The organism is Arthrobacter sp. B055-34 (assembly GCF_059090425.1).
The window spans coordinates 339,458-362,322 of record NZ_JBNHFQ010000002.1; the positions used below are offsets into that span (position 1 = coordinate 339,458).

The 22,865-nt window shown below is 64.6% G+C and carries 16 protein-coding genes; 4 read left to right on the plus strand and 12 right to left on the minus strand.

The genetic code is table 11. From position 1 onward, the window contains the following. Positions 1-2,820, plus strand: coding sequence for a molybdopterin-dependent oxidoreductase (locus tag AC5RWO_RS04780; protein WP_498729775.1), 2,820 nt, complete (start codon positions 1-3; stop codon positions 2,818-2,820). 125 nt (positions 2,821-2,945) lie between these two features. Here the strand turns inward: AC5RWO_RS04780 and AC5RWO_RS04785 are convergent, their stop codons facing one another. Further along, positions 2,946-3,923 carry a LysR family transcriptional regulator gene (locus tag AC5RWO_RS04785; protein ID WP_498729777.1) on the minus strand — a complete coding sequence of 326 codons (978 nt, stop codon included), beginning with the start codon at positions 3,921-3,923 and terminating at the stop codon, positions 2,946-2,948. 74 nt (positions 3,924-3,997) lie between these two features. Between AC5RWO_RS04785 and AC5RWO_RS04790 the strand changes: the two genes are divergently transcribed. The 3 genes from AC5RWO_RS04790 to AC5RWO_RS04800 all read left to right on the plus strand — a co-directional run bounded on the left by AC5RWO_RS04790 (position 3,998) and on the right by AC5RWO_RS04800 (position 9,142). Continuing rightward, complete coding sequence (locus AC5RWO_RS04790; protein ID WP_498729778.1) at positions 3,998-5,746, plus strand: FAD-binding protein; 1,749 nt, start codon at positions 3,998-4,000, stop codon at positions 5,744-5,746. A 186-nt stretch (positions 5,747-5,932) separates the two neighbouring features. After that, a complete protein-coding gene (gene mdlC, locus AC5RWO_RS04795) occupies positions 5,933-7,543 on the plus strand; it encodes a benzoylformate decarboxylase (protein ID WP_498729779.1) in 1,611 nt (536 codons plus the stop codon). A gap of 420 nt (positions 7,544-7,963) precedes the next feature. Continuing rightward, a complete protein-coding gene (locus tag AC5RWO_RS04800) occupies positions 7,964-9,142 on the plus strand; it encodes a DUF8462 domain-containing protein (RefSeq protein WP_498729781.1) in 1,179 nt (392 codons plus the stop codon). Positions 9,143-9,557: 415 nt separating this feature from the next. On the opposite strand, the gene AC5RWO_RS04805 is transcribed toward AC5RWO_RS04800, so the two are convergent. From AC5RWO_RS04805 to AC5RWO_RS04855, 11 genes are all read right to left on the minus strand, one after another. Further along, positions 9,558-12,425: an FAD-binding and (Fe-S)-binding domain-containing protein gene (locus AC5RWO_RS04805; RefSeq protein WP_498729782.1), complete on the minus strand. Its 2,868-nt coding sequence runs from the start codon at positions 12,423-12,425 to the stop codon at positions 9,558-9,560. A 101-nt stretch (positions 12,426-12,526) separates the two neighbouring features. Beyond that, positions 12,527-13,447, minus strand: a complete 921-nt coding sequence (locus AC5RWO_RS04810) for an alpha/beta hydrolase (protein WP_498729784.1) — start codon at positions 13,445-13,447, stop codon at positions 12,527-12,529. A gap of 102 nt (positions 13,448-13,549) precedes the next feature. After that, positions 13,550-14,875, minus strand: a complete 1,326-nt coding sequence (locus AC5RWO_RS04815; RefSeq protein ID WP_498729785.1) for an MmgE/PrpD family protein — start codon at positions 14,873-14,875, stop codon at positions 13,550-13,552. Positions 14,876-14,991: 116 nt separating this feature from the next. After that, positions 14,992-15,819, minus strand: coding sequence for a DUF6282 family protein (locus tag AC5RWO_RS04820; protein ID WP_498729786.1), 828 nt, complete (start codon positions 15,817-15,819; stop codon positions 14,992-14,994). 1 nt (position 15,820) lies between these two features. Continuing rightward, complete coding sequence (locus AC5RWO_RS04825) at positions 15,821-16,672, minus strand: carbon-nitrogen hydrolase family protein (RefSeq protein ID WP_498729788.1); 852 nt, start codon at positions 16,670-16,672, stop codon at positions 15,821-15,823. After that, entirely contained in the window at positions 16,665-17,633 is a 969-nt protein-coding gene (locus AC5RWO_RS04830) for a glycine betaine ABC transporter substrate-binding protein (protein WP_498729789.1), read from the minus strand. The genes AC5RWO_RS04825 and AC5RWO_RS04830 overlap by 8 nt, the downstream gene beginning before the upstream one ends. 37 nt (positions 17,634-17,670) lie before the next feature. Continuing rightward, positions 17,671-18,438: an ABC transporter permease gene (locus AC5RWO_RS04835; RefSeq protein ID WP_498729791.1), complete on the minus strand. Its 768-nt coding sequence runs from the start codon at positions 18,436-18,438 to the stop codon at positions 17,671-17,673. Beyond that, a complete protein-coding gene (locus AC5RWO_RS04840) occupies positions 18,435-19,433 on the minus strand; it encodes an ABC transporter ATP-binding protein (protein WP_498729793.1) in 999 nt (332 codons plus the stop codon). Before AC5RWO_RS04840 ends, AC5RWO_RS04835 begins: the two co-directional genes overlap by 4 nt. Continuing rightward, entirely contained in the window at positions 19,426-20,073 is a 648-nt protein-coding gene (locus AC5RWO_RS04845) for an ABC transporter permease (RefSeq protein ID WP_498729794.1), read from the minus strand. Before AC5RWO_RS04845 ends, AC5RWO_RS04840 begins: the two co-directional genes overlap by 8 nt. Further along, positions 20,070-20,912: an IclR family transcriptional regulator gene (locus AC5RWO_RS04850; RefSeq protein WP_498729795.1), complete on the minus strand. Its 843-nt coding sequence runs from the start codon at positions 20,910-20,912 to the stop codon at positions 20,070-20,072. The genes AC5RWO_RS04845 and AC5RWO_RS04850 overlap by 4 nt, the downstream gene beginning before the upstream one ends. Before the next feature lie 482 nt (positions 20,913-21,394). Further along, positions 21,395-22,633 carry a heparan-alpha-glucosaminide N-acetyltransferase domain-containing protein gene (locus tag AC5RWO_RS04855; protein ID WP_498729796.1) on the minus strand — a complete coding sequence of 413 codons (1,239 nt, stop codon included), beginning with the start codon at positions 22,631-22,633 and terminating at the stop codon, positions 21,395-21,397. Positions 22,634-22,865 lie beyond the last annotated feature (232 nt).

Genomic DNA, 22,865 nt, shown 5'->3' on the forward strand with positions numbered 1-22,865 from the left:
ATGGCGATGGACATCAATGGGGAAACACACGCCAACAGCCCGCGGCCGGGCCAGTGCCTGCGCACCTTCCTGCGCGAAGAAGGCATGCAGGGCGTGAAAAAGGGATGCGACGGCGGGGACTGCGGCGCCTGCACCGTGCACGTCGACGGCGTCCCGGTGCACAGCTGCATCTATCCCGCCGTGCGCGCCGAGGGACGCTCGATCACCACCATCGAAGGACTGCCGGACGTGGCCGGGGCAGACCTGCACCCGATGCAGGAGCAGTTCCTCAAGGCCCAGGGCTTCCAATGCGGCTTCTGCACCGCCGGCATGATCATGACCGCGGCAACCTTTGATGACGAGCAGAAGCAGAACCTGCCGCGCAATCTGAAGGGCAACCTCTGCCGCTGCACCGGCTACCGCGCCATCGAAGACGCCGTGCTGGACAACGACGGCGGCGGCTGCTCCCATCCGCCGTCGGAAAGCTGCGCCTTGGAGGCCCCCGCAACTCCACCGGCAGCGGTCGGGGCGGACACGCCCGCCCCGGCAGCTCCCCTCGTCGTCACCGGCACCGCCCGCTACACTCTAGACGTTCCCGCCGACGAGTTCCCCGGCCTGCTGCACCTGAAGCTGGCCCGTTCGCCGCATGCCCATGCCCGCATCCGGACGGTCGATACCCGCGCCGCGCTGGCCGTTCCCGGCGTCGTCGCCGTCTTCACCCACGAGGACGCGCCTGCCCAGTTGTTCTCCACGGCGCAGCACGAGCTGTACACGGACGACCCGGACGACACCCGCGTGCTCGACGACGTCGTCCGCTTTAAGGGCCAGCGGGTGGCCGCGGTCGTGGCCGAAACTGTCGCCGCGGCCGAAGCCGGCGTGCGTGCCCTGGAAGTCGACTACGACGTGTTGCCAGCGGTCTTCGAACCCGAGGCCGCGATGGCGCCCGGCGCGCCGCTGCTGCACGCGGACAAGCTGGCGGATTCCCGCATTGCCGTTCCGGAGCGGAACATCGTCGCCGAGGTGCACACCGAAATCGGCGACGTTGCCGCGGCACTGGACAGCGCCGACGTCGTGCATGAAGAGAAGTACGTGACCCAGCGCGTGCAGCATGTGGCGCTGGAGACGCACAGCGCCATCGCCTGGACCGAGGCCGACGGCAGCCTGGCCGTGCGCTCCTCCACGCAGATCCCGTTCCTGGTCAGGCGCACGCTCGTCCGGGTGTTCGCGCTGCCGCAGGAGAAGGTCCGCGTGGTGGCCGGCCGGGTGGGCGGCGGCTTCGGCGGTAAGCAGGAGGTGCTCACCGAGGACATCGTGGCCCTGGCCGCACTGAAGCTGGGCCGGCCGGTGCAGTTGGAACTGACCCGGACCGAGCAGTTCACCGCCACTACCACCCGGCACCCATTCACCATCCGGGTCCGGGCCGGCGCGCGCCGGGACGGCACGCTCACCGCGCTGGCGCTGGACGCAACGGTCAACACCGGGGCCTACGGCAACCACGCCCCGGGCGTGATGTTCCATGGCTGCGGCGAGTCGATCGCCGTCTACCGCTGCGCCGCGAAGAAGGTGGACGCCCGCAGCGTCTACACCAACACGCTTCCATCGGGCGCGTTCCGCGGTTACGGGCTGAGCCAGATGATCTTCGCGGTGGAATCCGCGCTGGACGAGCTCGCCGTCCGGCTGGGCGTGGACCCGCTGGAATTCAAGCGGCGCAACATGATCCGCCACGGTGACGACATGATCTCCCTGCACAGCGAACCGGAAGCGGACGTGCTCTACGGCAGCTACGGGCTGGACCAGTGTGTGGACCTGGTCCGCGGCGCGCTGGACCGGGGCCGCGAGCGCGGCGCCGGCGGCGAAGACTTGGGACCGGAGTGGCTGGTTGGCGAGGGCACTGCGCTGTCGATGATCGACACGGTGCCCCCGCGCGGACACTACGCGCACAGCATCATCGCCCTGACCGCGGACGGCTACCGGCTGGATGTGGGCACGGCGGAATTCGGCAACGGCACCACCACGGTGCACGCCCAGCTCGCCGCGCAGGCCCTCGGCGCCTCCCCCGCTGCGGTGCGGGTGCGCCAGTCGGACACGCTGCTGACGGAGCACGATTCGGGCGCCTTCGGCTCCACCGGCACGGTGGTGGCGGGCAAGGCGACGCTCGCCGCGGCACAGGAACTCGCCGGACTGCTGCGTTCCTTCGCCGCCGAGCTGAGCGGCCTACCGGCCGAGGAGTGCGTGCCCGTGGCGGCCGGCGTGGACTGTGCCGGGCAGCTGCTGACCTTCGCGCAGCTGGCCGAAGCCGCCGCGGAACGTTCCGTGTCGCTGCAGACCGAAGGCCGTTGGGGCGGCACCCCGCGGTCGGTGGCATTCAACGTGCAGGGTTTCCGCGTGGCCGCGAACTCCGCAACCGGCGAGCTGGCCATCCTGCAGAGCGTGCAGGCCGCGGACGCCGGCGTCGTCGTCAATCCCCGCCAGTGCCGCGGGCAGATCGAGGGCGGAATCGCGCAGGCGCTGGGAGCCGCGCTCTACGAAGAGGTCCGGATTGACGACGGCGGCGCGGTCACCACCGATATCCTGCGGCAGTACCATATCCCCACCTTTGCGGACGTGCCGCGCAGCGAAGTGTACTTTGCCCGCACCTCCGACGAACTCGGCCCGCTCGGCGCCAAATCCATGAGCGAAAGCCCCTTCAACCCGGTAGCGCCGGCCTTGGCCAACGCCCTCCGTGCGGCCACCGGCATCCGCTTCACCTCGCTGCCGTTGGCGCGGGACCGCATATACCTGGCGCTGAAGGCAGCTGGCCGCGTGCCCGCCGTCGGCGCGGATCTCCTGCTGGCACGGTGAGCTTCTCCTGGCTCGGCAGGCATGACCCTTCTGCCTGCCGAGCCAGGAGGAAATGCCAGCCCCCGGCACCCTCCGAGACCGGACAGAACCTCGGCAGGGACATGCGGCTTACGGCTCGGCAGCCCTTACCGGTTTCGCGGTACGGCCGTCACCAGTCGCGCGAGATCCGTGCCGGGAGCGGTGAGCCGGTCCACGGTATCGAAGACGAACCGCTGCATGGCGGCAGCCGCAGCTGAGGGTTCGACGTCGATCCGCCGGGCCAGGTTGACGGTTCGGGTCAGTTGGGGGCTAATCAGGCGCGTGCTGTGCAGCCCGGGGCGGTCGATGACCACCATAGCCGGGACGACGGCCACTCCCAGTCCCCGTTCTGCGAATCGGAGCACGGCGTCCATCTCGGCGCCCTCGACGGCGATCGTCGGGGTAATTCCGCTGGCGGAGAATGCGGCGTCCGTGGCCAGGCGCAGGTCATAGCTGCGGTTGAACGCGACCTGCGGGATCTGCGCCAGTTCCGCCAGTGTGATCTCGGTCGGCGTCGAACTTTCGCCGTCTTGCTGCCGCGTGTGTCCTGGCAGGGGTGAGCCTGCGGCTGAAATCACCACCAGTTCCTCGGAAAGCAGGGGGATCAGTTCGGTGCCCGGTACGGATGGTTCCGTGCCACGGGTGACCATCAGTGCCAGGTCCAGTGCGTTCTCGTTCAGGGCGTCCACCAGCGAGCGCGAGCCTGCCTCGGTGATGTGCAGGTCCACTCCAGGGTGCGCGGCGCGGAAGGCTGCGAGTACGTCGGAGACCAGTGAGACGCAGAGAGTCGGCGGGGCACCGAGCCGGACATGACCGCGGCGCAGCCCGGCCAGCTCGTCCATCTGCTCGCGGGCAAACCGCGCGTCAGCGAGCATCCGCCGGGCGATGGGCAACAGCACTTCCCCTGCGTCGGTCAGTGTCACCCCCGCCGGTCCACGACGGAAGAGCTTGGTGCCTAGGTCGGCCTCCAGAGCAGCGATTTGCCGGCTCAGTGAGGGTTGGGCGAGGAAGAGCTCCTCGGCAGCTCGGGTGAAGTGGCCCATCCGCGCCACGGCCTCGAAGGAAGATAACTGCTCAAGTTTCATTATAGCCTTTGTGCATCACGATGAGTAAAACTATGCATTGGACTCATCATACGGGGCTTCCTAGCATGGTCGATATGAGCACACAGCACTCCATAGAACGACTGATGTCCACCTCCGTCCTCGTCATCGGTACCGGTGGTGCCGGACTACGGGCTTCGATCGAACTGGCCCAGCGCGGGGTCCAGGTATTGGCGGTGGGCAAGCGGCGCAAGCACGATGCTCACACCACCTTGGCAGCCGGCGGCATCAACGCCGCCCTGGGCACGATGGACCCCGAGGACAGCTGGCAGCAGCACGCCGCAGACACCTTGCGCGAGTCCTATTTCTTGGCTGACCCGGCCATCGTCGAAACCGTGGCGCGCAACGCCGCCGACGGAATCGGGGATCTGGAGAAATGGGGCATGCCCTTTGCCCGGGAAAAGGACGGGCGGATTTCACAGCGCTTCTTCGGCGCCCACAAGTACCGCCGCACCGCCTACGCCGGTGACTACACCGGTTTGGAAATCCAGCGCACCCTGATGCGCCGCGCGGCAGAGCTGGAGGTGCAGATCATCGACAGCATCTACATCACCCGCCTCCTGGTGGCCGGCGGCACAGTCTTCGGCGCCTACGGATTCGACATTGTGGACGGCACACCCGTGCAGGTCCATGCCGATGCGGTGATCCTGGCAGCCGGCGGGCACACCCGCATCTGGCGCCATACCTCCTCCCGACGGGACGAGAACACCGGGGACTCCTTCCGCCTGGCCGCTCTGGCCGGTGCCCGGATCCGGGACGCCGAGCTGGTCCAGTTCCACCCCTCCGGACTGCTGGAACCCGACGACGCCGCCGGCACCCTCGTCTCCGAGGCAGCGCGCGGAGAAGGTGGCATCCTCACCAATGCACTGGGTGAACGCTACATGGAGCGCTACGACCCCGAGCGCATGGAGCTCTCTACCCGTGACCGGGTTGCCCTGGCCGGATACACCGAGATCGCCGCGGGCCGGGGGACCGAGAAAGGTGGCGTTTACCTGGACGTCTCCCACCTGCCCCGGGAAGTCATCCTGCAGAAGCTGCCGCGCGTCTACCGCACCCTGATCGACCTGCAAATGCTCGACATCACCACTACGAAGATGGAAATCGCTCCGACCGCCCACTACTCCATGGGCGGAGTATGGGTAGCCCCGGAAGACCACAGCACGGGGGTGGACGGGCTGTACGCGATCGGTGAAGCTTCCTCAGGCCTGCATGGCGCCAACCGTTTGGGCGGGAACTCGCTGATCGAGCTGCTCGTCTACGGGCGAATCACCGGAGAGCACGCCGCCGAGTACGTCACCGCCCGCACATCTGTCCGCCGGGATCCCTCTGCCGTGGGGCTGGCCCGCACGGAAATGCAGTCTTTGCTAAGTGAACGCGGAACAGAGTCAGCCCGGCGGCTGCAGCGCGAACTGCGCAACCTCATGACCGAGCACGCCGGCGTTGTGCGTACCGAACAGGGTCTGAAGGAAGGTTTGCGCAAACTGGCCATCCTAGAAGAGCGCGCCCAGCGCGTCACCGCCCGCCCCGACATCGCCGGGTTCGACGACCTCGCCCACGTCTACGATCTACTGGGTTCGCTCCTCGCGACCCGCGCAACGCTCGAATGCGCACTGGAGCGCCGTGAGACGCGCGGCTGCCACAACCGCGCGGACTTCCCCCAGCAGGATCCGGCGCTGCAAGGCAACTTCGTCTGGTCCCCAGCGGAAGGAGTCAGCTTCGAGGCCCTGGCCCCTGCCCCGGACTCCTTCCGCTCGCTAGCCGAGGCCGACGCTGACGACTCTGTAGCCGGCAAGCTCGTGGAGTAGCACTGACCGGCCATCAAGTCCGCACCGTGGACAGCCAAGACGTATTGCCGGGCCCGGTGCATTCCTCAGCCCGAGCCCGGCGGGCGATAAATTGGAGGGCTTGCCCTGGATGCGGCACCACTGCCAGTGCCCAAGCCGGTCCCGAAGCTACCATCGGAGTAACGAAAATCTGAGGAAGGGTGACGAGTGGCTACCACCAAGAAGACGGTTCTGGAGACGAGCCTGGACATGTTCCGCGCGCAGGGGGTGACCACCATCTTCGGCAACCCCGGATCCAACGAGATTCCATTCCTCGCCGGCCTCGATGAGAGTTTCAATTTCGTTCTCGGACTGCACGAGCAGGTCGTCGTGGGCATGGCCGAGGGCTATGCCCGTGCAACGGGCAAGCCTGCCCTGGTGAACATCCATGCCGCCTCCGGGTCGGGCAATGCCATGGGCGCCCTGACCAACGCCTGCTACGGACACATCCCGATGGTCATCCTCGCCGGACAGCAGGTCCGGCGCACCGTCGGCCAGGAGGTGATGCTTGCCAGCGTGGACGCTTCGGTCCTGCCGACCCCCCTGGTCAAGTACTCGCATGAACCGCTGGCCGCCGCGGACGTGCCGCGTGCCCTCGCCCAAGCTGTCTTCGAAACCTCTACCCAGCCATGCGGTCCGGTCTATATCTCCGTCCCGCTCGATGACTGGGCGGAGCCTGCCCTCGACGACGATGCCCTGCTCACCGAGCGCTCGGTGGTCGTCGCCGGCAGCCTCACCGACGACATGGCGCAGGAGCTCATCGCCACCGTCGACGGCGCAAAGAAGCTGGCGCTCGTCGTGGGCCCCCAAGTGGACGCCGCCGCCGTCGAGGATCCGACGGTCTTCAACGCCGTCGTATCGCTTGCGGAGAAGGCCGACGCTTCCGTTTACGTAGCGCCCTCGCCCTCGCGGGGCCCCTTCCCGACCACCCACCCGAACTTCGAGGGTGTCATCGTCCCGGGCATCAAATCCGTGCGCGACCGCCTCGCCGGACACGACGTCGTCCTCGTCCTCGGCGCTGCCGTCTTCCGGTACCACCGCTGGGAGCCGAGCAACTATCTAGAAGCGGGAACCCGCGTTGTACAGATCACCCAGGATCCACGCGAGGCGACCCGCGCACCCTTCGGGCGGTCCTTCGTCGCCAACGTGGCCGGCGTCGCGAAGGCCCTCGCCGAGGGCGTACAGGACCGGGGCAAGCGGCGCGGTGAGCCCGGATCCCGCGAACTGCCCCCGGCCAGGACCTCCCCGGACGGTATGACCGGAACCGAAATCCTCGAGGTGCTCAATGCCTACGTGAACGACACGGTCGCCTACGTCAACGAGACCACCACCCTGGATCTGGACTACCTCGAAAGGATCGCCATCGACAGGCCGGGCATGTATAACTTCCCGGCCTCGGGCGGCCTGGGATTCGGCCTCCCGGTGGCGGTCGGAATGTCCCTCGGGGATCCGGAGAGGACGATCGTGGCGACCGTGGGCGACGGCTCCGCGAATTACGGCATCACCGCGCTCTACACCGCGGCAAAGCAGAACACACGGACCGTGTTCGTCATCGTCAACAACTCCAGCTACGGGGCCCTCGCCGGCTTCGCCCAGCGGATGGGCGCGCCGGACATACCGGGCCTGGAACTCGGCGGCATCGACTTCGTCTCCATCGCCGAGGGCTACGGCGTGCCCGCACAGCGGACGAGCACTCGCCAGGAGTTCGAGGAGGCGTACCAGAAAGCGCTGAAGGCCAGCGGCCCGGTCCTCATCGACGCGCAGGTGACCACTGACTGATCCATCTTGAGGATTTTGTTCCGCCCGACACTGTTCTCGGACCTGACGCTCGCCGCCTCCGATGCAGGCCGGGCACTCAATGTTGGCACCCGGGCGGCCACACGCCGATTTCGGTCTGCCGGACCGAAGTCCGCAACGCCTCTGCATACCCAGTGATGGTTAACAATCCGCTTGATCCCGCCGCGGCCGGTGATCCATGCCACGCGCAAGAGACACCTGATGGGCCTAGGGTAGCCACGCCCGCAACAACACTAACCGGGGCTGCATCCCGGTTGACCCGCATTGTCGATGAGAGCTAACGCCGATAACGGCGCATATGACTGCTGACTTTGAGAACAGCACTTGCGCCCGAGGAAGCACGGTTATAGAGATTTCTAGTGAAGTCTAGCATTTTTGCTATAAGTAGTTAGGCTTTCCTATATGGAGAGCGAACTTAATCCCTACGCACCGGGCTCCGGCCTGCGTCCGCCTGCGATGGCAGGCCGTGACAGCGAGATCAATTCCTTTGACCTGATGGTAGCCCGCAACAAGCGCCACCTGCATAATCGCGGAATGGTACTCTCCGGTCTTCGAGGTGTGGGAAAGACGGTCCTGCTCAATTCGCTGCGGAGCCACGCGGACAAGATGGGATGGCTCACGGTGGGACTTGAAGGCCGGCCGGGCGGGCCGGCGGCCGAAGCCATCAGGGAAAAGCTCGCCCGGGAACTTCTCCTCGGTGCCAGAAAATTCGTGCGGCGCCCGGCTGCGGAGCTGCTCCGGGAAGCCTTCCGCAGTGTCAGTTCCTTCTCGGCGACGCTTGGAATCTCCGGCGTGGAATTCGGCTTCGAGAAAGCAACCGGCAGAGCCGATTCCGGCCGGCTCGACATCGACTTGGAAGAAATGATCGAGGATCTATCCGAAGCACTGAAATCCGAACGCAGCGCCTTCGCCATCTTCATCGATGAAATGCAGGACCTCGATCCGGAACTGCTGGCGGCACTGATTACCGTCCAGCACAGCGCCGGCCAGAGGGAGTGGCCCTTCTACATCATCGGAGCAGGTCTGCCCAACCTCCCGGGGAAGCTCAGCGAAGCCCGCTCCTACGCCGAACGGCTCTTTGACTACCGACAGATCGGCCCCTTGGACGAAGCATCGTCAATGCGTGCACTAGAGGAACCCGCCGTGAAGTTCGGCGCCCGGTTCCATCCCCAGGCGCTGCAAACCCTCCTCCACGCCGCCGGCGGTTATCCGTGCTTCATCCAGGAGTTCGGAAAAGCCATCTGGGACATCGCACCGGAACCCCTATTCACGGCCGACGACGCGGAACTGGCCGTGGCCGCCGGCAGGGCCCAGCTTGACGCAGGGTTCTTCCCCTCGCGGTGGGAACGCGCCACCAAGGCAGAACGCAGATACCTGCTCCATATGGCCGAAGACGGCGACACAGGCTCCGGCACAACCGCCGTCGCCAACCGGATGGGAACTACGGTCAATGCCCTGGGGCCTGCCCGCTCCGGACTTATTGGCAAAGGACTGATCTACGCGCCCGAACACGGCAGAGTCGCCTTCACCGTCCCTGGCATGGCGGACTTTATCCGCAGGCAATACGAGCAGGAACGCTAACCGGTCCTACAACGCCCGCGAGACTCCCTGGCTTCCCTTCCGATTTTGGCGCGTCGCTTCTTGGGCCCAACGAACCGATAACGGCGCATTTGTTTGTTCGGCGATGCAACCGTGTTTGCCGCTGGAGGACGCGTTGTCTAGCGGTCGGGCTTTGCCAGCCATGCTTCATATTGTTCTGTTTTGGCGTAAAGGCGGCGGCCTTTCCTCCGGTGCTTTCGAGCCAGAGCACGGAGCCATCCTTTGCCGCGGTTTCAACGGTCCCCCGGTCGGTGGGCCTTCCATAAAGTCGGATTTCGACCTGTTTTCCCTTCATGGAGGACCAGTCTTGAACGGTCCTGTTGTCATGGACAACTCCTTCCTCATCCAGCGGTGATGATGCATGGGCTGCGGTCGGGTGACGGGGTGCTCTGGCCTATTATGGGTCCTTCCGGGGCTGGTTGAGGGCCGTATGCATGACTTGGGCCAGATGGAAGCCGTCCGCTCCGGTTCCCTGGGCTATTTGGGTTCGGCATGAAAAACCGTCGGCCAACACGATGGTGTCATCGGCGGCGTCGCGAATGGCAGGGAACAGTTCCTTTTCGCCAAGTGTTTGAGAGATATCGAAGTGGCCCGGCTCGAAGCCCCAGTTACCTGCAAGCCCGCAGCAGCCGCCTCCAACGACGGTTGTGTCGACTCCAAGCTTGGCTAATACCCGTAGTTCCGGGCCGTAGCCGTGCATGGACTTCTGATGGCAGTGGACCTGACATACGGCTTCGGCTGGGCCATCATCGTCGGAAAGGTTGCGGAATGGCCAGGTCCCGTTTTGGTCGAGGTGGTCGGCGGTGAACGCGCCGAAGGTGGTCGTGAGTTCCGTGACGCGCCGGGCCCTCGGATCGTCGGGAAGCAACTCGGTGATCTCGTGTTGCAGCATGATTGTGCAGGACGGTTCCAACCCGATGATGGGGTAGCCGGCTGCCAGCAGGGGTTCCATGACGTCGAGGGTGGAGGAGAGGACTTTCCTCGTCATGTCAAGTTGGCCGGTGGAGTACCAGGTCAGTCCGCAGCAGACGTTGCTCATCGGCATCAGGACGCGGTAGCCCATGGCTTCGAGGACGTCGATTGCGGCCTTGCCTGGCGCGTCGGCGGAGAAGTTGGTGAAGGTGTCTGGCCACAGGACTACGGTCTTGCGGCTGTCGACGTCGTCGACGGTACGCTTTCCGGCGTGTTGGCGGCGGAACCAGGCGGTTAGCGGTTGCGGGGTGAAGGAGATCATCCGCCGCCTGGGCTCGATTCCGCCGAGACGTTTGGTGAGTTCCTCGACGGGGCGGAAGGCTTCAAGCAGGTTGATTAGACGAAACGCGAAGGGGATCTTTTCGGCGGCGCGCATGAGCAGCGGCATCCATCCCATCGTAAGGTGGGCCATCGGCCGGCGGTTTCGGCCGATGAAGGACAGCAGTCCCTGCCGGTAGTGGTGGTGGAGGAATTCGGCCTTGTAGGTGGCCATGTCCACGTTCACGGGGCATTCGGTCGCGCAGGCCTTGCAGGACAGGCACAGGTCGAGCGCTTCCAGGGTTTCCTTGGACTTCCACCCGTCTGTGATCGTCTCGCCGCGGAGCATCTCGGCCAGAGAGCGCGCGCGTCCGCGGGTGGAATGCACTTCGTCCCGTGTTGCTTGGAATGACGGGCACATGGCACCGGTGTCGGAGCGGCAGGCGCCCACGCCGACGCACCGGTTCACTGCTCCGGCGAAGGATCCTTCGTCGCGGGAGAAGGCCTGTATGGGCCTCAGGTCGAAGGTGCGGGCTCCCGGTCCGGGCCGGATTCCCTGGTCGATGGGCTCCGGGTTCACCAGCACGCCAGGGTTGAACACTCCGTCCGGGTCGAAGACGTGCTTGAACTCCTCGAAGGACTTCAGGGTTTCCGGGGAGTAGATGGTGGCGAGCAGCTCGGACCGTGCTCGGCCGTCGCCGTGCTCGCCGGAAACCGACCCGCCGTAGCGGTGGATCAGCACGGCCGCCCGCTCGATGAACGTGCGGTACGCGGCGACACCGGCCTCGTTGTTGAAGTCGAAGGAGATGCGGATGTGTACGCAGCCCTCGCCGAAGTGGCCGAAGGGGATCCCGGTCAGGCCGAGCTCGTGCAGCAGGGCGTAGAGGTCACGCAGGTACTCGCTTAGGCGGGCCGGCGGGACAGCGGAGTCTTCCCATCCGGGCCAGGCTTCCCCTCCTTCGGGCAGACGCGTGACAATGCCTGCGCCGGCCTCGCGGATGTTCCACAGCGCCCTGGCCTCGGCCGCGTCAGCGACGATGATGGAGTCAACGACGTTTTCGGGCACGAGGCCCGGAAGTTCCTGTGCGCGTGCTTCGGCTTCTCCGAGGGTGTCCGCGCCGACTTCGCAGTAGAGCCAGCCTCCGCCGCGCGGCAGTTCGGAACCGGCAAACTCCTGGCCGGGACGGGTCTGCAGTGCCTCGACAAGATCGGCGCCCATGCCTTCGACCGTGTAAACGCCCGGAACACGAAGTTTCGGTGCGGCCGCGGCGGCTTCAAAGACGTCTTCAAAGCCCATGACGGCCAAGGCGGTGTGGGCGGGTTTGCGGACCAGGCGTACGGTGAGCCTGGTGATGATCCCGCAGGTTCCTTCCGATCCGGCGAAGGCTTTGGCCGGATCGAAACCTTTTTCACTCAACAGGTGGTGCAGCCCGTACCCCGAGACCTGCCGGGGAAACTGGCCCAGCTCGGTGCGGAGCATGGCCAGGTAGCGGTCCCGCAGGTCGGTCAGGGCCAGGGTGATCCGTTTATCAGAGGTGCCGCCCTGATGGAGTTCCACTTCGCGGCCGTCGGCGAGCATGACTGTCAGTGCGACAAGGTTGTCGGCGCTGCTGCCCCAGGCGACGGAGTGGGAACCGCATGCGTTGTTGGCTACCATGCCGCCGATGGTGCATCGGGAGTGGGTGGAGGGATCGGGCCCGTAGGTGAGGCCGAACTCCGCTGCGGCCGTCCTCAGTTGGTCACAGACTACGCCGGGTTCGATGGTTGCCGTCATCGCTTCGGGGTCGATGGAAAGGATCCGGTTGAAGTGTCTGGACGTATCGATGATCAGCCCGTCCCCGATGGCATTGCCCGCCACGGAAGTTCCGCCTCCGCGTGAAATGACCGGCCAACCGCGCTCCCGCGCCAGGGCCAGCAGTTCCCGGATTTCCTCTGCTGTGCCGGGTTCGGCGACGGCCGCCGGAAGCCTGCGGTAGATGGAGGCGTCGGAGACGTAGGCGGCGCGGGTTGTGAGGTCGTCTCGGATCTCGGTCATGGGTCCAATCTCAATTTGCAGTGGTGTTGTAGGGCTGTGGAACGAGGAGTGCGGTTCCGCCGGCCCTGTCGATGGGACCGGCGGAACCTGCGGGTGCCCGGTTAGGCGGACTTGATCCGGGACGGGGAAGCGCTGGCCCGGAATGCCTCGTCGAAGAACTCCTGCACGCGTTCGCACATCAGCACGAACTCGGGGTGCTCCCGGTACATGAAGTCGTTGTGCCGACCCTGGATCGTGTACAGGGTCTTCGGCGATTCGGCTGCTTCATACAGGCCGATCGCTTCGTCGATCGGGTGGAGGGTGTTGTCCACCCCGTGGGCGATGAACAAGGGGGTCGGGGACAGGTACTTCACGACCCGTTCCGCCTTCAGGTTTATGATGGATTCGGTGAACTGCAGCCGGGTGGGGTGCCCGAAACCGTAGACCTGCTCGAGTTCCTTGCCGACGTAGTCCTTGGTCGCCGGGTCCAGCGGGTAGTGTTCGAAGGTGTTGGCCAGCTTCGATTCGCCTTCCAGCACGCGGCGCGTCCGGTCCTCTTTGACCTCATCGAGAATGCGGGTCCATTCGTCGTAGGTGTGGATCGACTTCAGCCAGCGCTCTCCTTCGTAGAAGCCGTTCAGGGCTGCCACACCGGCGACGGCGCGTTCCTGTTCGCCGGCGAGGACAACGTTGGCAGCTCCCATGCCCCATCCGACGAGGCCGATACGGTGATCGTCGACGTCGTCCTGGGCGAGCATGAAGGTGACGGCGTTGCGGATATCTTCGACCTGCTGCTCGATCAGGACGGTGCCTTTCTCGCCCTCGCTGTCGGCCATGCCCCGGTAGTCGAAGCCCAGGCAGATGAAGCCGTGTTCGGTGAACGTTTCGGCGAACATCTTCGGGTAGAACTCGTTGAAGCCCTGATATCCGGAGTTGACGATCAGGGCAGGGTGCGGCCCCGCGGTGGACAGGTCATCCGGGTAGTACAGGCTGGCCTGGAGACGTTTGCCTTCGCTGAAAAACGTCGTCTTCTTCTCAATCATTTTTTCCTCTATTCGTTCGTTCGGTACTGCTGAATGTTCGTGCTCTGGAAGCTCACGTATCCGTGAGGTTCGGGGTTTCGCGCCGTGGTCTGCACGGATGGATCAGATATCTAAGGGATGCATCAGAAGGTCTGTCAGCTCCTCCAGCGGGTAGTTCCGTTCGGATAGGGTCATCTCCGCAAGGGCGGCGCTTCGTCCGGCGCCGAGCCTGTCGGTGTTGCGGTAGAACTTTTCGAGGAGCATCCCGTCGCTGAGCGGCGATTCGGGATCTCCGTCGGCTTGGACCGGAGCCGAGGATCTGGTCCGGCCGTCTTCATAGGTGATGTTGACCTGTGCCCGGCGCACCGCTGGGAAGTCGTCACTCATTCGGTCCGAGGCCGTCAGGCGGATTTTCTGCGCCAACCGCAGTACTCCGGATTCACGCTGTGGAGTCAGGATGTGTTCTGCTGCCAGTTCCCCGTGCACCATGGCCGAGGCCAGGGCGAAGGGCAGGCTGTACTGCGCTTCCTCGGTGTCCTTGGGGGCCTTCGTGTGAAGCCGGGTAGCCGCGTCGAAGGTGATGACTTCGATGTCCCGGATGCTGTTGGTGGCTCCCGGTTCCGCTGATGTGAGGTTCAGGCCGGCCTGGATCGCCGGGTGGGACCAGCGGCAGACGGGGTAGGGCTTGAAGTATTGCTCCATGATCCTCCACCGCACGCCCAGATCACCGGTTTCGGGGGTACCTTCCAGGAGTTCCGCGGGGAAGCCCGTGAAACCGTCGGCGGCGAGGAAGGCAGCGCTCACCCCCGCTTGGGCGCCCCAGGCCGAGCTGTCCTTGACCATGGTGGGATGGCTGATGGCCCGCATCATCGGCCCCCGGGGAGCGGAATATTCCGCGATCCCGAGGGCATGGCCGGTCGCCCCTGCTCCTAGCCCGAGGAGCCTGGCGCCCACGGCGGCGGCGCCGACGGCGTTCCATGCGCCCGAGCTATGGTAGTCCGCGGCCGTCCGGTGAAGGGTGATCCCTGCCCGCAGCGCGATCTCGTATCCGATGGTGAGAGCCGTCAGCAGATCGTTAACTGTTTGTCCTGGTGTCTCATCGATGAAGGCCAGGACGGCCGGCAGGATGGCGGCCCCCGCATGTCCTTTGACGAGGCGGTGGCCGTCGTGCCCGTCTATGGAATCAATGGTTCCGGCATTCGCCAGTGCCGCATCGGCGGCTCCGACCCGGCGGCCTTCGAAGAGCAGGCGGGAGGTCCGGGCCGATCCCCCGGAATGTCTCAGCGCATGCCGGTAGAGGATTTGGGACAGGTTGGTGGAGGTCCCTGCGGCGGCAACTCCCACCAGGTCCAGCAGGCATCGTTTTACCTGATGGACCACCTCGTCGGGGAGCTCGTGATAGGTGGTGTGGTGAATGAATTCGGCCACGGTTTTTGGTGCGAAACCCACGGGGGGCCTTTCTGCCGGTGATCCGTTTGTATTCTGTCGGGGTGACTTTCGGGCAAGGCGTAGCTTAGGTCGGCCGCTGATGGGCCTTTCCCAAGCTTTTTGTTCGTTTAGTGGGATCAGTTGAGGGTGAACAGGGCTGTGGGTGTGGTTGATGCAGCTGCTTCCAGCCAGCGGCGGTCGAGGCCTTCGCCGGCGAGGATGTCGATGAGCAGCTGGAGCGCATCCGGAGGGGGAGGTGAGTCAGGTTGTCCCGCGTCGGAGGAGAGGATGAGTCGTTCGCCTGCGGCTTCTGCTGCCCGTGCCAGCATGGCGGGTGTGCATCCAGTCTGGTGCAGGAGTTGGTAGGTGGTGATTTCGGCGTACCCGCCGTTTTCGACCAAGGTGCGGATGGCTGCCGGTTCCAGTCCCGGCACGGTGTAGGAGGGGTGGGTGAACATCAGGCGCTCGATTCCGTAGAATCGGGCCCGCTCGCTTAGCCATCGGCATTCGTCGCCGCTGAGGTGTCCGGTGGCGAGTACCGCGTCGTGGTCGGCGATCAGGGCCAGGACGGTCTCGATTGGTTCGACGTTCCGTGTGTCGACCGGCGGAATGGCGTAGGTGTGGGGTCCGATCCGGGGTTCGTGGTTGCACAATCTCGGTAGGTCCGCGGTGTGCTGGGTGTGCGCGTCGGCCGTGGGCATCCAGACGACGCGTCCTCCGGCGCCGAGGGCTGCGGCAACAGCGCTGGGATTGATGCCGCCGCAGTGCTGGTTGAGCGCGATGCCGCCGTAGACGGCCTGCCCGGTCAATCGAGCGGCCGCACGCGCCCGTCCCACTGTCGACTCGTAGTGTGCTTTGAGCACGAAGCCTGAGAAGTCGGCGAGCCCGTACATCCGGGCCACATCGGTGTCGTCGCCGATGCGGTCCAGAACATCGGGGCCTGCATGTACGTGGCTGTCGAACACCTTAAAGCTCCTCTTCGGCCAGCCGCGATGCTTCCCGGGCGATGAGATCCGCCCGGGGTTCCCGGAGCAGCGGCCACTGCCGGCGCAGCGAACGCAGCTCCTCCAGGTCCAGGTCGCAGTCAAGTTCTCCGGCCCCGGTCCCGAGTTGGCCCATGACCTCGCCCGAAGGATGGATCACCCGTGACCCGCCCCAGAAGTCTTTTCCGTTCTCTTCGCCGCAACGGTTGACGAACACCACGTAGGACTGAAGTGCCACGGCGGCGTGGAGCAGCAGGATTTCCCAGGCGCGCTCCGTCGGTAGCCCCACATTGCTCGTGACGCTGTTGACCGGGACCACGAGGACCTCGGCGCCGCTGTGCGCGGCGAGCCATGGAATAGCCGGCTGCCACGCATCATTGCAGATGAGGGTGGCGATTCTGGTTTTGGGCAGGTCGTAGCAATGCAGCGTGCCGCCGGGGCGGAAGTGCTTCCGCTCCTCCCAGCCGCGGTAGGTCGGCAGGTACATTTTGCGCTGGATGCGTGCCTCTCCCCCGTCCAGCAGTGCGGCGCTGTTGTAGGTGTGGTGGCGGAAGGACTCGGCGAAGCCGACAACCGCTGCCGGGCCGTGAGTGCCTAGGCGGAGCAGCCTCTCCTCGTGCGGCGAGAGCGGCATGGTGTCCGGGACTTCACCCAGGAAATAGCCGTGGGTTGCCAGTTCCGGGGTGACGATCAGGTCGCGGTCCGATGCCGCCCTCGCCAGGGAGTCCAGCCGTTCCAGGTTGCCGTCAACGTCCCCGAGGACAGGGTCGGTCTGCAGGAGGCGGACTTTTAACACACCGCTATCTGCGGAAGACTGCCCGCTGGTTTCACTCACCGACAAATCCTTCCGCGACCAGCCAGTTCTTCGCTGTCTCTTCCGGCGTGCTTCCGTCTACGTCGACCTTGGCATTGAGCTGCCGCAACGTTTGGTCGTCCAGAGCCTCGGTCACGGTGGCGAGCACATCGCCCATTGCGGGATTTTGCTCGAGAACCTCTGTCCGGATCGAGACCGCAGGGTTGTACGGGGTGAAGTACTGCTGGTCGTCTTCGAGGACGACCAGGTCGAGTGCCTCGATGCGGCCGTCCGTGGCGAATACCTCCCCGAAGACACACGGTTCGGCTGTGTCTATGGAGTTGTAGATGGCGCCGGCCGCGAGTTCGGAAACCTTATCCTTCGGCAGCTCAAAGCCGTAGGCGTCCTGGAGCCCGGGCCATCCGTCGTTACGTCCGAAGAATTCGGCAGCGCCGCAGAACGTGGCTTTGGACGGGTCGCTGTTAGCCAGCTCGGCATAGTCGGAGAGTGTTTTGACGCCCAGTTCCTCGGCCTTCTCCCGACTGGCTGCCACCGCGTAGGTGTTATTGGCCGGGGACGGTTCCAGCCAAGTCACCGAGTTGGCTTTTTCGTCGCGTTCCGCCACCGCTTGATAGAGCTCCTGCGGGTCCGCGATGGGATCCGTCTCGCCCAAGTGGGTGATCCAGCCGGTGCCTGTGTACTCCCAGTACATGTCTATGTCGCCGCTGAGCAGTGCGGACCTGACGCTGCTTGTTCCAGACATTCCGCAGCTGCGGCCCACGGTTGCACCTGTCGATTCCAAGGCCTGGGCCGCGACTTCGCAGAGAATCAGCTGCTCGGTGAACTCCTTGCCACCTACCGTGACCTCGGCACCGCTCAGGTCGCCCACCTCGGCCAGCGATCCGGCGGTCACGCCGCTTGGAGCGCTCTGGCCCAGGGCACATCCGGAGAGGAGCACGCTGCCGGCGATGAAACCGGCGGCAATTGTGGCTTTTTGACGCATGATCATTTCCTTTTCGAAAGGTGTGAGTTTCAAGACTTCAGATGCCTTTGGGAGTCAGGCGGCGTTCAATCAGTCCCGCCAGCCAATCCACCAGCAGTGCCAGCGCGATCGTCAGCAGGCAGCCGGTCAGCAGGATCGGCATTCGGTAAAATACGATGCCCCGCTCGATCAGGTCACCGAGGCCTCCGGCATTGGTGTAGGTGGCCAGGGTGGCGACACCGACGTTCAGGATTAGGGAGACCCGGATGCCGGCCAGCATGACGGGCACTGCCAGAGGCAGCTCGACCTTGAACAGGATGCGGCGGGCGTTCATGCCCATGCCTTTCGCGGCGTCGATCACGAAGGGTGAGACCTGTTGCAGGCCCACGATCGTGTTCCTCAGGATCGGCAGCAGCGCGTAGACCACCAAGGCAACGACGGCCATATTGAAGCCGACACCGTAAATCAGGGCCAGCAGCACCAGAATGCCAATGGAGGGGATGGCCTGCCCGGCGTTGGCCACGGCGAGTACGGGCGCGCGGAAGTATTTGGCCCAAGGCCGGCTCAGCAGGATCCCCGCAGGTACGCCGATCGCAACTACCACGATGGTGGAAATGACCACCAGCAGGACATGCTCGTAGAGCTTGTCCAGAAGGATCTCCGAGGTGAGGGCGCGGGCTTCGATGTCGTCCAGTTCCGCGGTACTTATGTAGGTCAGCGTGCCCGCGACAAGAGTCAAGGCGATGGCGGGGAGGATCCACACCGAGCGGTCTTTGCCCTTGGCCTTCGGCGCCCCGGCCTGGGTTTTGGTAGCCAGAGTAGTCACCGGGCGACCTCTTGCCTGGTTTGGCCGGTAGCGAGGAGCATGTCCTGGACGGTCATCGTTGGCCCGCCGGCCACTGACACCCGGTCGGCGCCGTGCATGAGCATGGTTTCCAGGACGGCGGCCACGGTCTCCGTCGGCTCCACCGTAAGTTCGGCCGGCGGCACGTCCAGGTTCTCCTGCACATCCAGATCGCCCACGTGGAGCAGCGACAGGCGGCGCAGCGCCGCGCCTTCGCCGATGAAGGAGCAGACAAAGTCATCGGCAGGATTCGTCAGGATCTCCAGCGGCGTGGCGAACTGTGCAAGCCGGGAGCCTTCGGCGAAGATCGCAATGCGGTCCCCCAAACGAAGCGCCTCGTCGATGTCATGGGTCACAAAGACGATGGTTTTGCGGATGCGTTGCTGCAGTTGCAGGAATTCGTCCTGCAACCGGTCTCTCGTGATGGGGTCGATGGCGCCGAAAGGTTCATCCATCAGCATGACGGGCGGGTCCGCGGCCAGGGCGCGGGCGACGCCGACGCGCTGCTGCTGCCCGCCCGAAAGCTGTTTGGGATACCGGGACCGGTAGACGGAAGGGTCCAGGCCGACCAGTTCCAGCAGTTCGTCAACGCGTGCGGCGATCTTCTTCTTGTCCCAGCCCAGCATCGAGGGGACAAGGCCTACGTTCTGGCCGATGGACATATGCGGGATGAGCCCGACCTGCTGGATGACGTAGCCGATGTGGCGGCGCAGTTCGTCCGGGTCGGCATGGGTCACGTCCTGGCCGTCGATCCAGATCTGGCCGCCCGAGGGCTCGACCAGGCGGTTAATCATGCGCAGCGTTGTCGTTTTTCCGCAGCCGGATGGTCCGACCAGGCAAATGAATTCGCCGCGTTTGATCTCCATAGTCAAAGGAGCTACAGCGGGCGCGGCGGCGCCTTCATAGTGTTTGGTGACCTCGGTAAGCCGGATCATGACGTCGGTGTCGGGAGTCGGGCGGGTGTGGATGTCAGACATGAAGACCTCGCGGGGTAGAGATGCGGCCAAGAATGAGGAAGAGCACATCGAGGATTGCGGCAACAAGGACGATCGCGACCACTCCGGCCAGTGCTTCGTTGAGGGCGTTGGCTCCGCCCATGCGGGACAGGCCCCTGAAGATCAGCTCCCCCAGCCCCGGTCCCCGGACTGCTGCACCGATGGCAGCAATGGCGACGACCATGATGGTGGCAACCCGGATGCCGTTGAGAATCACCGGCCAGGCCAGTGGCACCCGGATCTTCCACAACCGCTGCCACGAGCCCATGCCCATGCCGCGCGCAGCATCGATCACGCCGGCGTCCACGGTCTCGAAACCTGTCACGGCGTTCCTGAGGATCGGGAAAATGGCGTAGACCGTAAGGGCCAGCACCGTAGGTACAACCCCCAGCCCGAACAAGGGAATCATGAGTCCGAACAGGGCGAAGGAGGGAATGGTGAGAATCGTCCCTGAAACAGACAGGGCGGCCTTACGGAAAGACGGGAAGTTCTCCGTAGCCACGGCCAGAATAAGACTGATGATGGTTGCCATCACTACCGCAATCAACACCACTTCGATGTGTTGGATCAGCAGGAAGGTGATACGGCTGGAATTGTCGCCGACATAGTCAAGAAAATTCATGAAACCCTTCTAACTTCGTCGCTTGACCCGTTCTGGGCATGATGATTTTCCTGGGGTATAGAGGGAGTCTCTGCAGGAGGCGACGAAAGGGAGCGGCTCAGATACAGCGCCGCTTGGCTTACCTGCCGCCCTGCATTGTGCAGATTGTTGTTCAAGCGGTACGAGGGCGCGGACATGTTGATGGCAGCGACAATCCGTCCATGAACATCCCGGACCGGCGCGGCCACAGCCGAAAGGCCATCTTCAAACTCGTCGACGACGAGGGCATATCCCTGCGTCCTCGCCAACCTAACCCGCTCGATGACCTCCTCGACCGTTGCCGGTGCTTTCGGGCCCGGCCCCGGACGGAAGGTGTCTTCGATCAGGTCACGGATTTCCTCCGCACTGTGGTCGAACAAAAGTGCCCGCCCGGAAGAGGTGCATGTGATCGGAGCGGTGCGCCCTACCCACCCGACGGCCTCAATCGCCCGCTGCGGACCTTCGGACAGGATGGTGAAAACTTCATCGTTGCGCCGGATACTCAGGTGCACCCGTTCCTTCAGCAAACGGGTCAAATGCCGTATCACCGGCGGAGCCAGGAGGAGCAAGCGCTGGTCGCCTGCCTGGGCCGCCACGGCGAAGAGCTTCCATCCGAGCCGGTGAAGCCCATCGTCATCACGTTCCACCAGACCCAGGTCGACCAACGGCTTTAACTGGCGTGAAATACTGGACTTGTCGCGTCCCAGGGCTCGCGCCAGGGCTGAAACAGTAGAGCCCTGACCGCCCTCCTGCCCCGCTTGGGACAACGCCTCTAAGATCGCCAGCATCTTGGCTGCGGCTGTGTCTTGGGTCTCATTCACGGGGACCACTCTCCACGATGCGATGCACTTTACGCAATTGCGCGTTGCACTTTCTGCAACACACGCTGCCGCAGGAGGCTGACAACCCGCCTAGTGCCATAGCACAGTTAGGCCGCATTGATTCCGGGATGGAAGCCAACAGGTGCCGCATCCAAGCTGCAAACCCAAGAGGGGTGCGAAAAGGAATAAAAGGGTTCGAACTGGCTCCACTGCGTTCCGAAACCGCTGAACGCGCCGCCGCTATCTAAGCGCCGATAACGGCGCCTATGACACCTGAGAACCCGACGAATCACAGTGGATGCGAATTCGATGGATTCTGATAAGGGACGTCATGGCTTGTCCGCCTCCGCCCCGTTTTCCCACAGTTTTGCGGTCGCGGTATCTATCTCGGATAGGGTCGAATGAAGAGGTGAATGCGCAAACGCGCGGTGTGACCGCCCTTTACTGGTTTATCGGCGGTGCCAGGCCGTTCAAGGTCCGGGCTAACCGGCTTCACGGTTCGATGACTGGCGGGTGGGGCGCCCCCGGTTGAGGACCAAAGTCCGGAGCCAGGCGGTCGAAACGGCTACGACGCTTTCGAGCGGGCCCTTCCCGATGGCGTTGCGCCACAGCACTGCGGCGAGCAGGAACACGATGCATTGGATGGTGATGGACATAACGGGACGGCCCTCATCCAGGATCTCGGTGGCCAGGACGATCACGTGGGCCGAATAGAGGGTCAGCGTCATCGAGCCCATTGCAGCCAGGGGACCAGCGGTACCGCCCAGCAGCGGCACGAGCAGCAGCACGGCGCCCAGGGCGGCCAGTGCGATTCCGAGGGTGTGCAGGATAGTGACAGGCGTGGAGGTGTAAGGAGAGAGGATGGCCAGCCACCACCCGGTCGTGGCCGGCAGGGTCTCTGCGGAGGTAGCTGTATTGCCTCCGAAGATCAAAATGGAATTGATCTCCTCCCTGCTGAGCATGGGCGTGGCGGCCACGATCCGGTTGAGGCCCCCGCCCGGGCCCAGCAGCACCATCGACAGTAGCCACATGGAGGCGGCCAGAGCAGATCCGGCCGCCACGAGGGCGGCCGCGATCTTCCGGGAGGTTAGGTCCATGCGTCCGACCGCAATGCCCACACAGATGTACGCCATCCATGGCAGGGCGGGATAAAACCCGGTGAGCAGCATGTCGGTGAGGAAGACGTCGGGCTGGGCGGCGGCACGAGAGAACGAGTATTCATCCTGGATTTGCGGCATATCCGGCCAGGTCGCACGCACCAGTTGCATCGCCACGGGCCCGAGGACCGCGAAGACTACGGACAGGCCCAGCAGCGTCCGACGGCCCAAGCCCAGCAGCGGGACAGCCAGCAGAAAGAGGATCCCGTAGTAGGGCAGGATGATCGCGACGGTGGTATCCGTGGGACCCAGCAGCAGGCCGATCGAGGTGATCAACAGCGCCCGCAGTGCCAGACCGGCCCGGTTCGCAGTCATCTCACGGCCTGCCGGTGTCCGCCTGCCGCCGGTGAGCAGCGCGATGGAGATCCCCGCGATCAACGCGAAGAGAGCTGCGGGGCGGCCCGCGAGGATACTCCACTCCGCCGTGGCTATGCCCCCGGCCGACTGAGGAAAAACATTGACGATGATTATCCCGATCAGGGCCAGGCCCCTGGCGACGTCCACACCGGTTACCCGCCGGGAACCGCCTTGGTCCGTCTTGTCCGGCTCCACATGTGCGGGCACCGGGTTTCCACCGGGGGGCCGCGTTCGATCCGGGCCAGTCAGCATAATGGCATTCCTTCCTTCGTCGTCGCCCCGGGCCGGGCGGAGCCCGCCACTTACCTGTTATACGGCGCCCGGCATAGCAAATCGCTGTAGGCGTTACCAGCGCGTTACTGGTGCCGATGACCATCTGTTCTTTTCGTCGCGCTCCACAACAACAATGCCCTCAGGAGTAAAACGTGGAACATAGCGC

What these genes read in the sequence shown, in the direction of transcription:
- AC5RWO_RS04785 (WP_498729777.1), bottom strand. Translation starts at nt 3,923, where the DNA reads ATGAAACTTGAGCAGTTATCTTCCTTCGAGGCCGTGGCGCGGATGGGC.
- AC5RWO_RS04810 (WP_498729784.1), bottom strand. Translation starts at nt 13,447, where the DNA reads ATGATTGAGAAGAAGACGACGTTTTTCAGCGAAGGCAAACGTCTCCAG.
- AC5RWO_RS04790 (WP_498729778.1), top strand. Translation starts at nt 3,998, where the DNA reads ATGAGCACACAGCACTCCATAGAACGACTGATGTCCACCTCCGTCCTC.
- AC5RWO_RS04840 (WP_498729793.1), bottom strand. Translation starts at nt 19,433, where the DNA reads ATGTCTGACATCCACACCCGCCCGACTCCCGACACCGACGTCATGATC.
- AC5RWO_RS04780 (WP_498729775.1), top strand. Translation starts at nt 1, where the DNA reads ATGGCGATGGACATCAATGGGGAAACACACGCCAACAGCCCGCGGCCG.
- AC5RWO_RS04800 (WP_498729781.1), top strand. Translation starts at nt 7,964, where the DNA reads ATGGAGAGCGAACTTAATCCCTACGCACCGGGCTCCGGCCTGCGTCCG.
- AC5RWO_RS04805 (WP_498729782.1), bottom strand. Translation starts at nt 12,425, where the DNA reads ATGACCGAGATCCGAGACGACCTCACAACCCGCGCCGCCTACGTCTCC.
- AC5RWO_RS04830 (WP_498729789.1), bottom strand. Translation starts at nt 17,633, where the DNA reads ATGCGTCAAAAAGCCACAATTGCCGCCGGTTTCATCGCCGGCAGCGTG.
- AC5RWO_RS04845 (WP_498729794.1), bottom strand. Translation starts at nt 20,073, where the DNA reads ATGAATTTTCTTGACTATGTCGGCGACAATTCCAGCCGTATCACCTTC.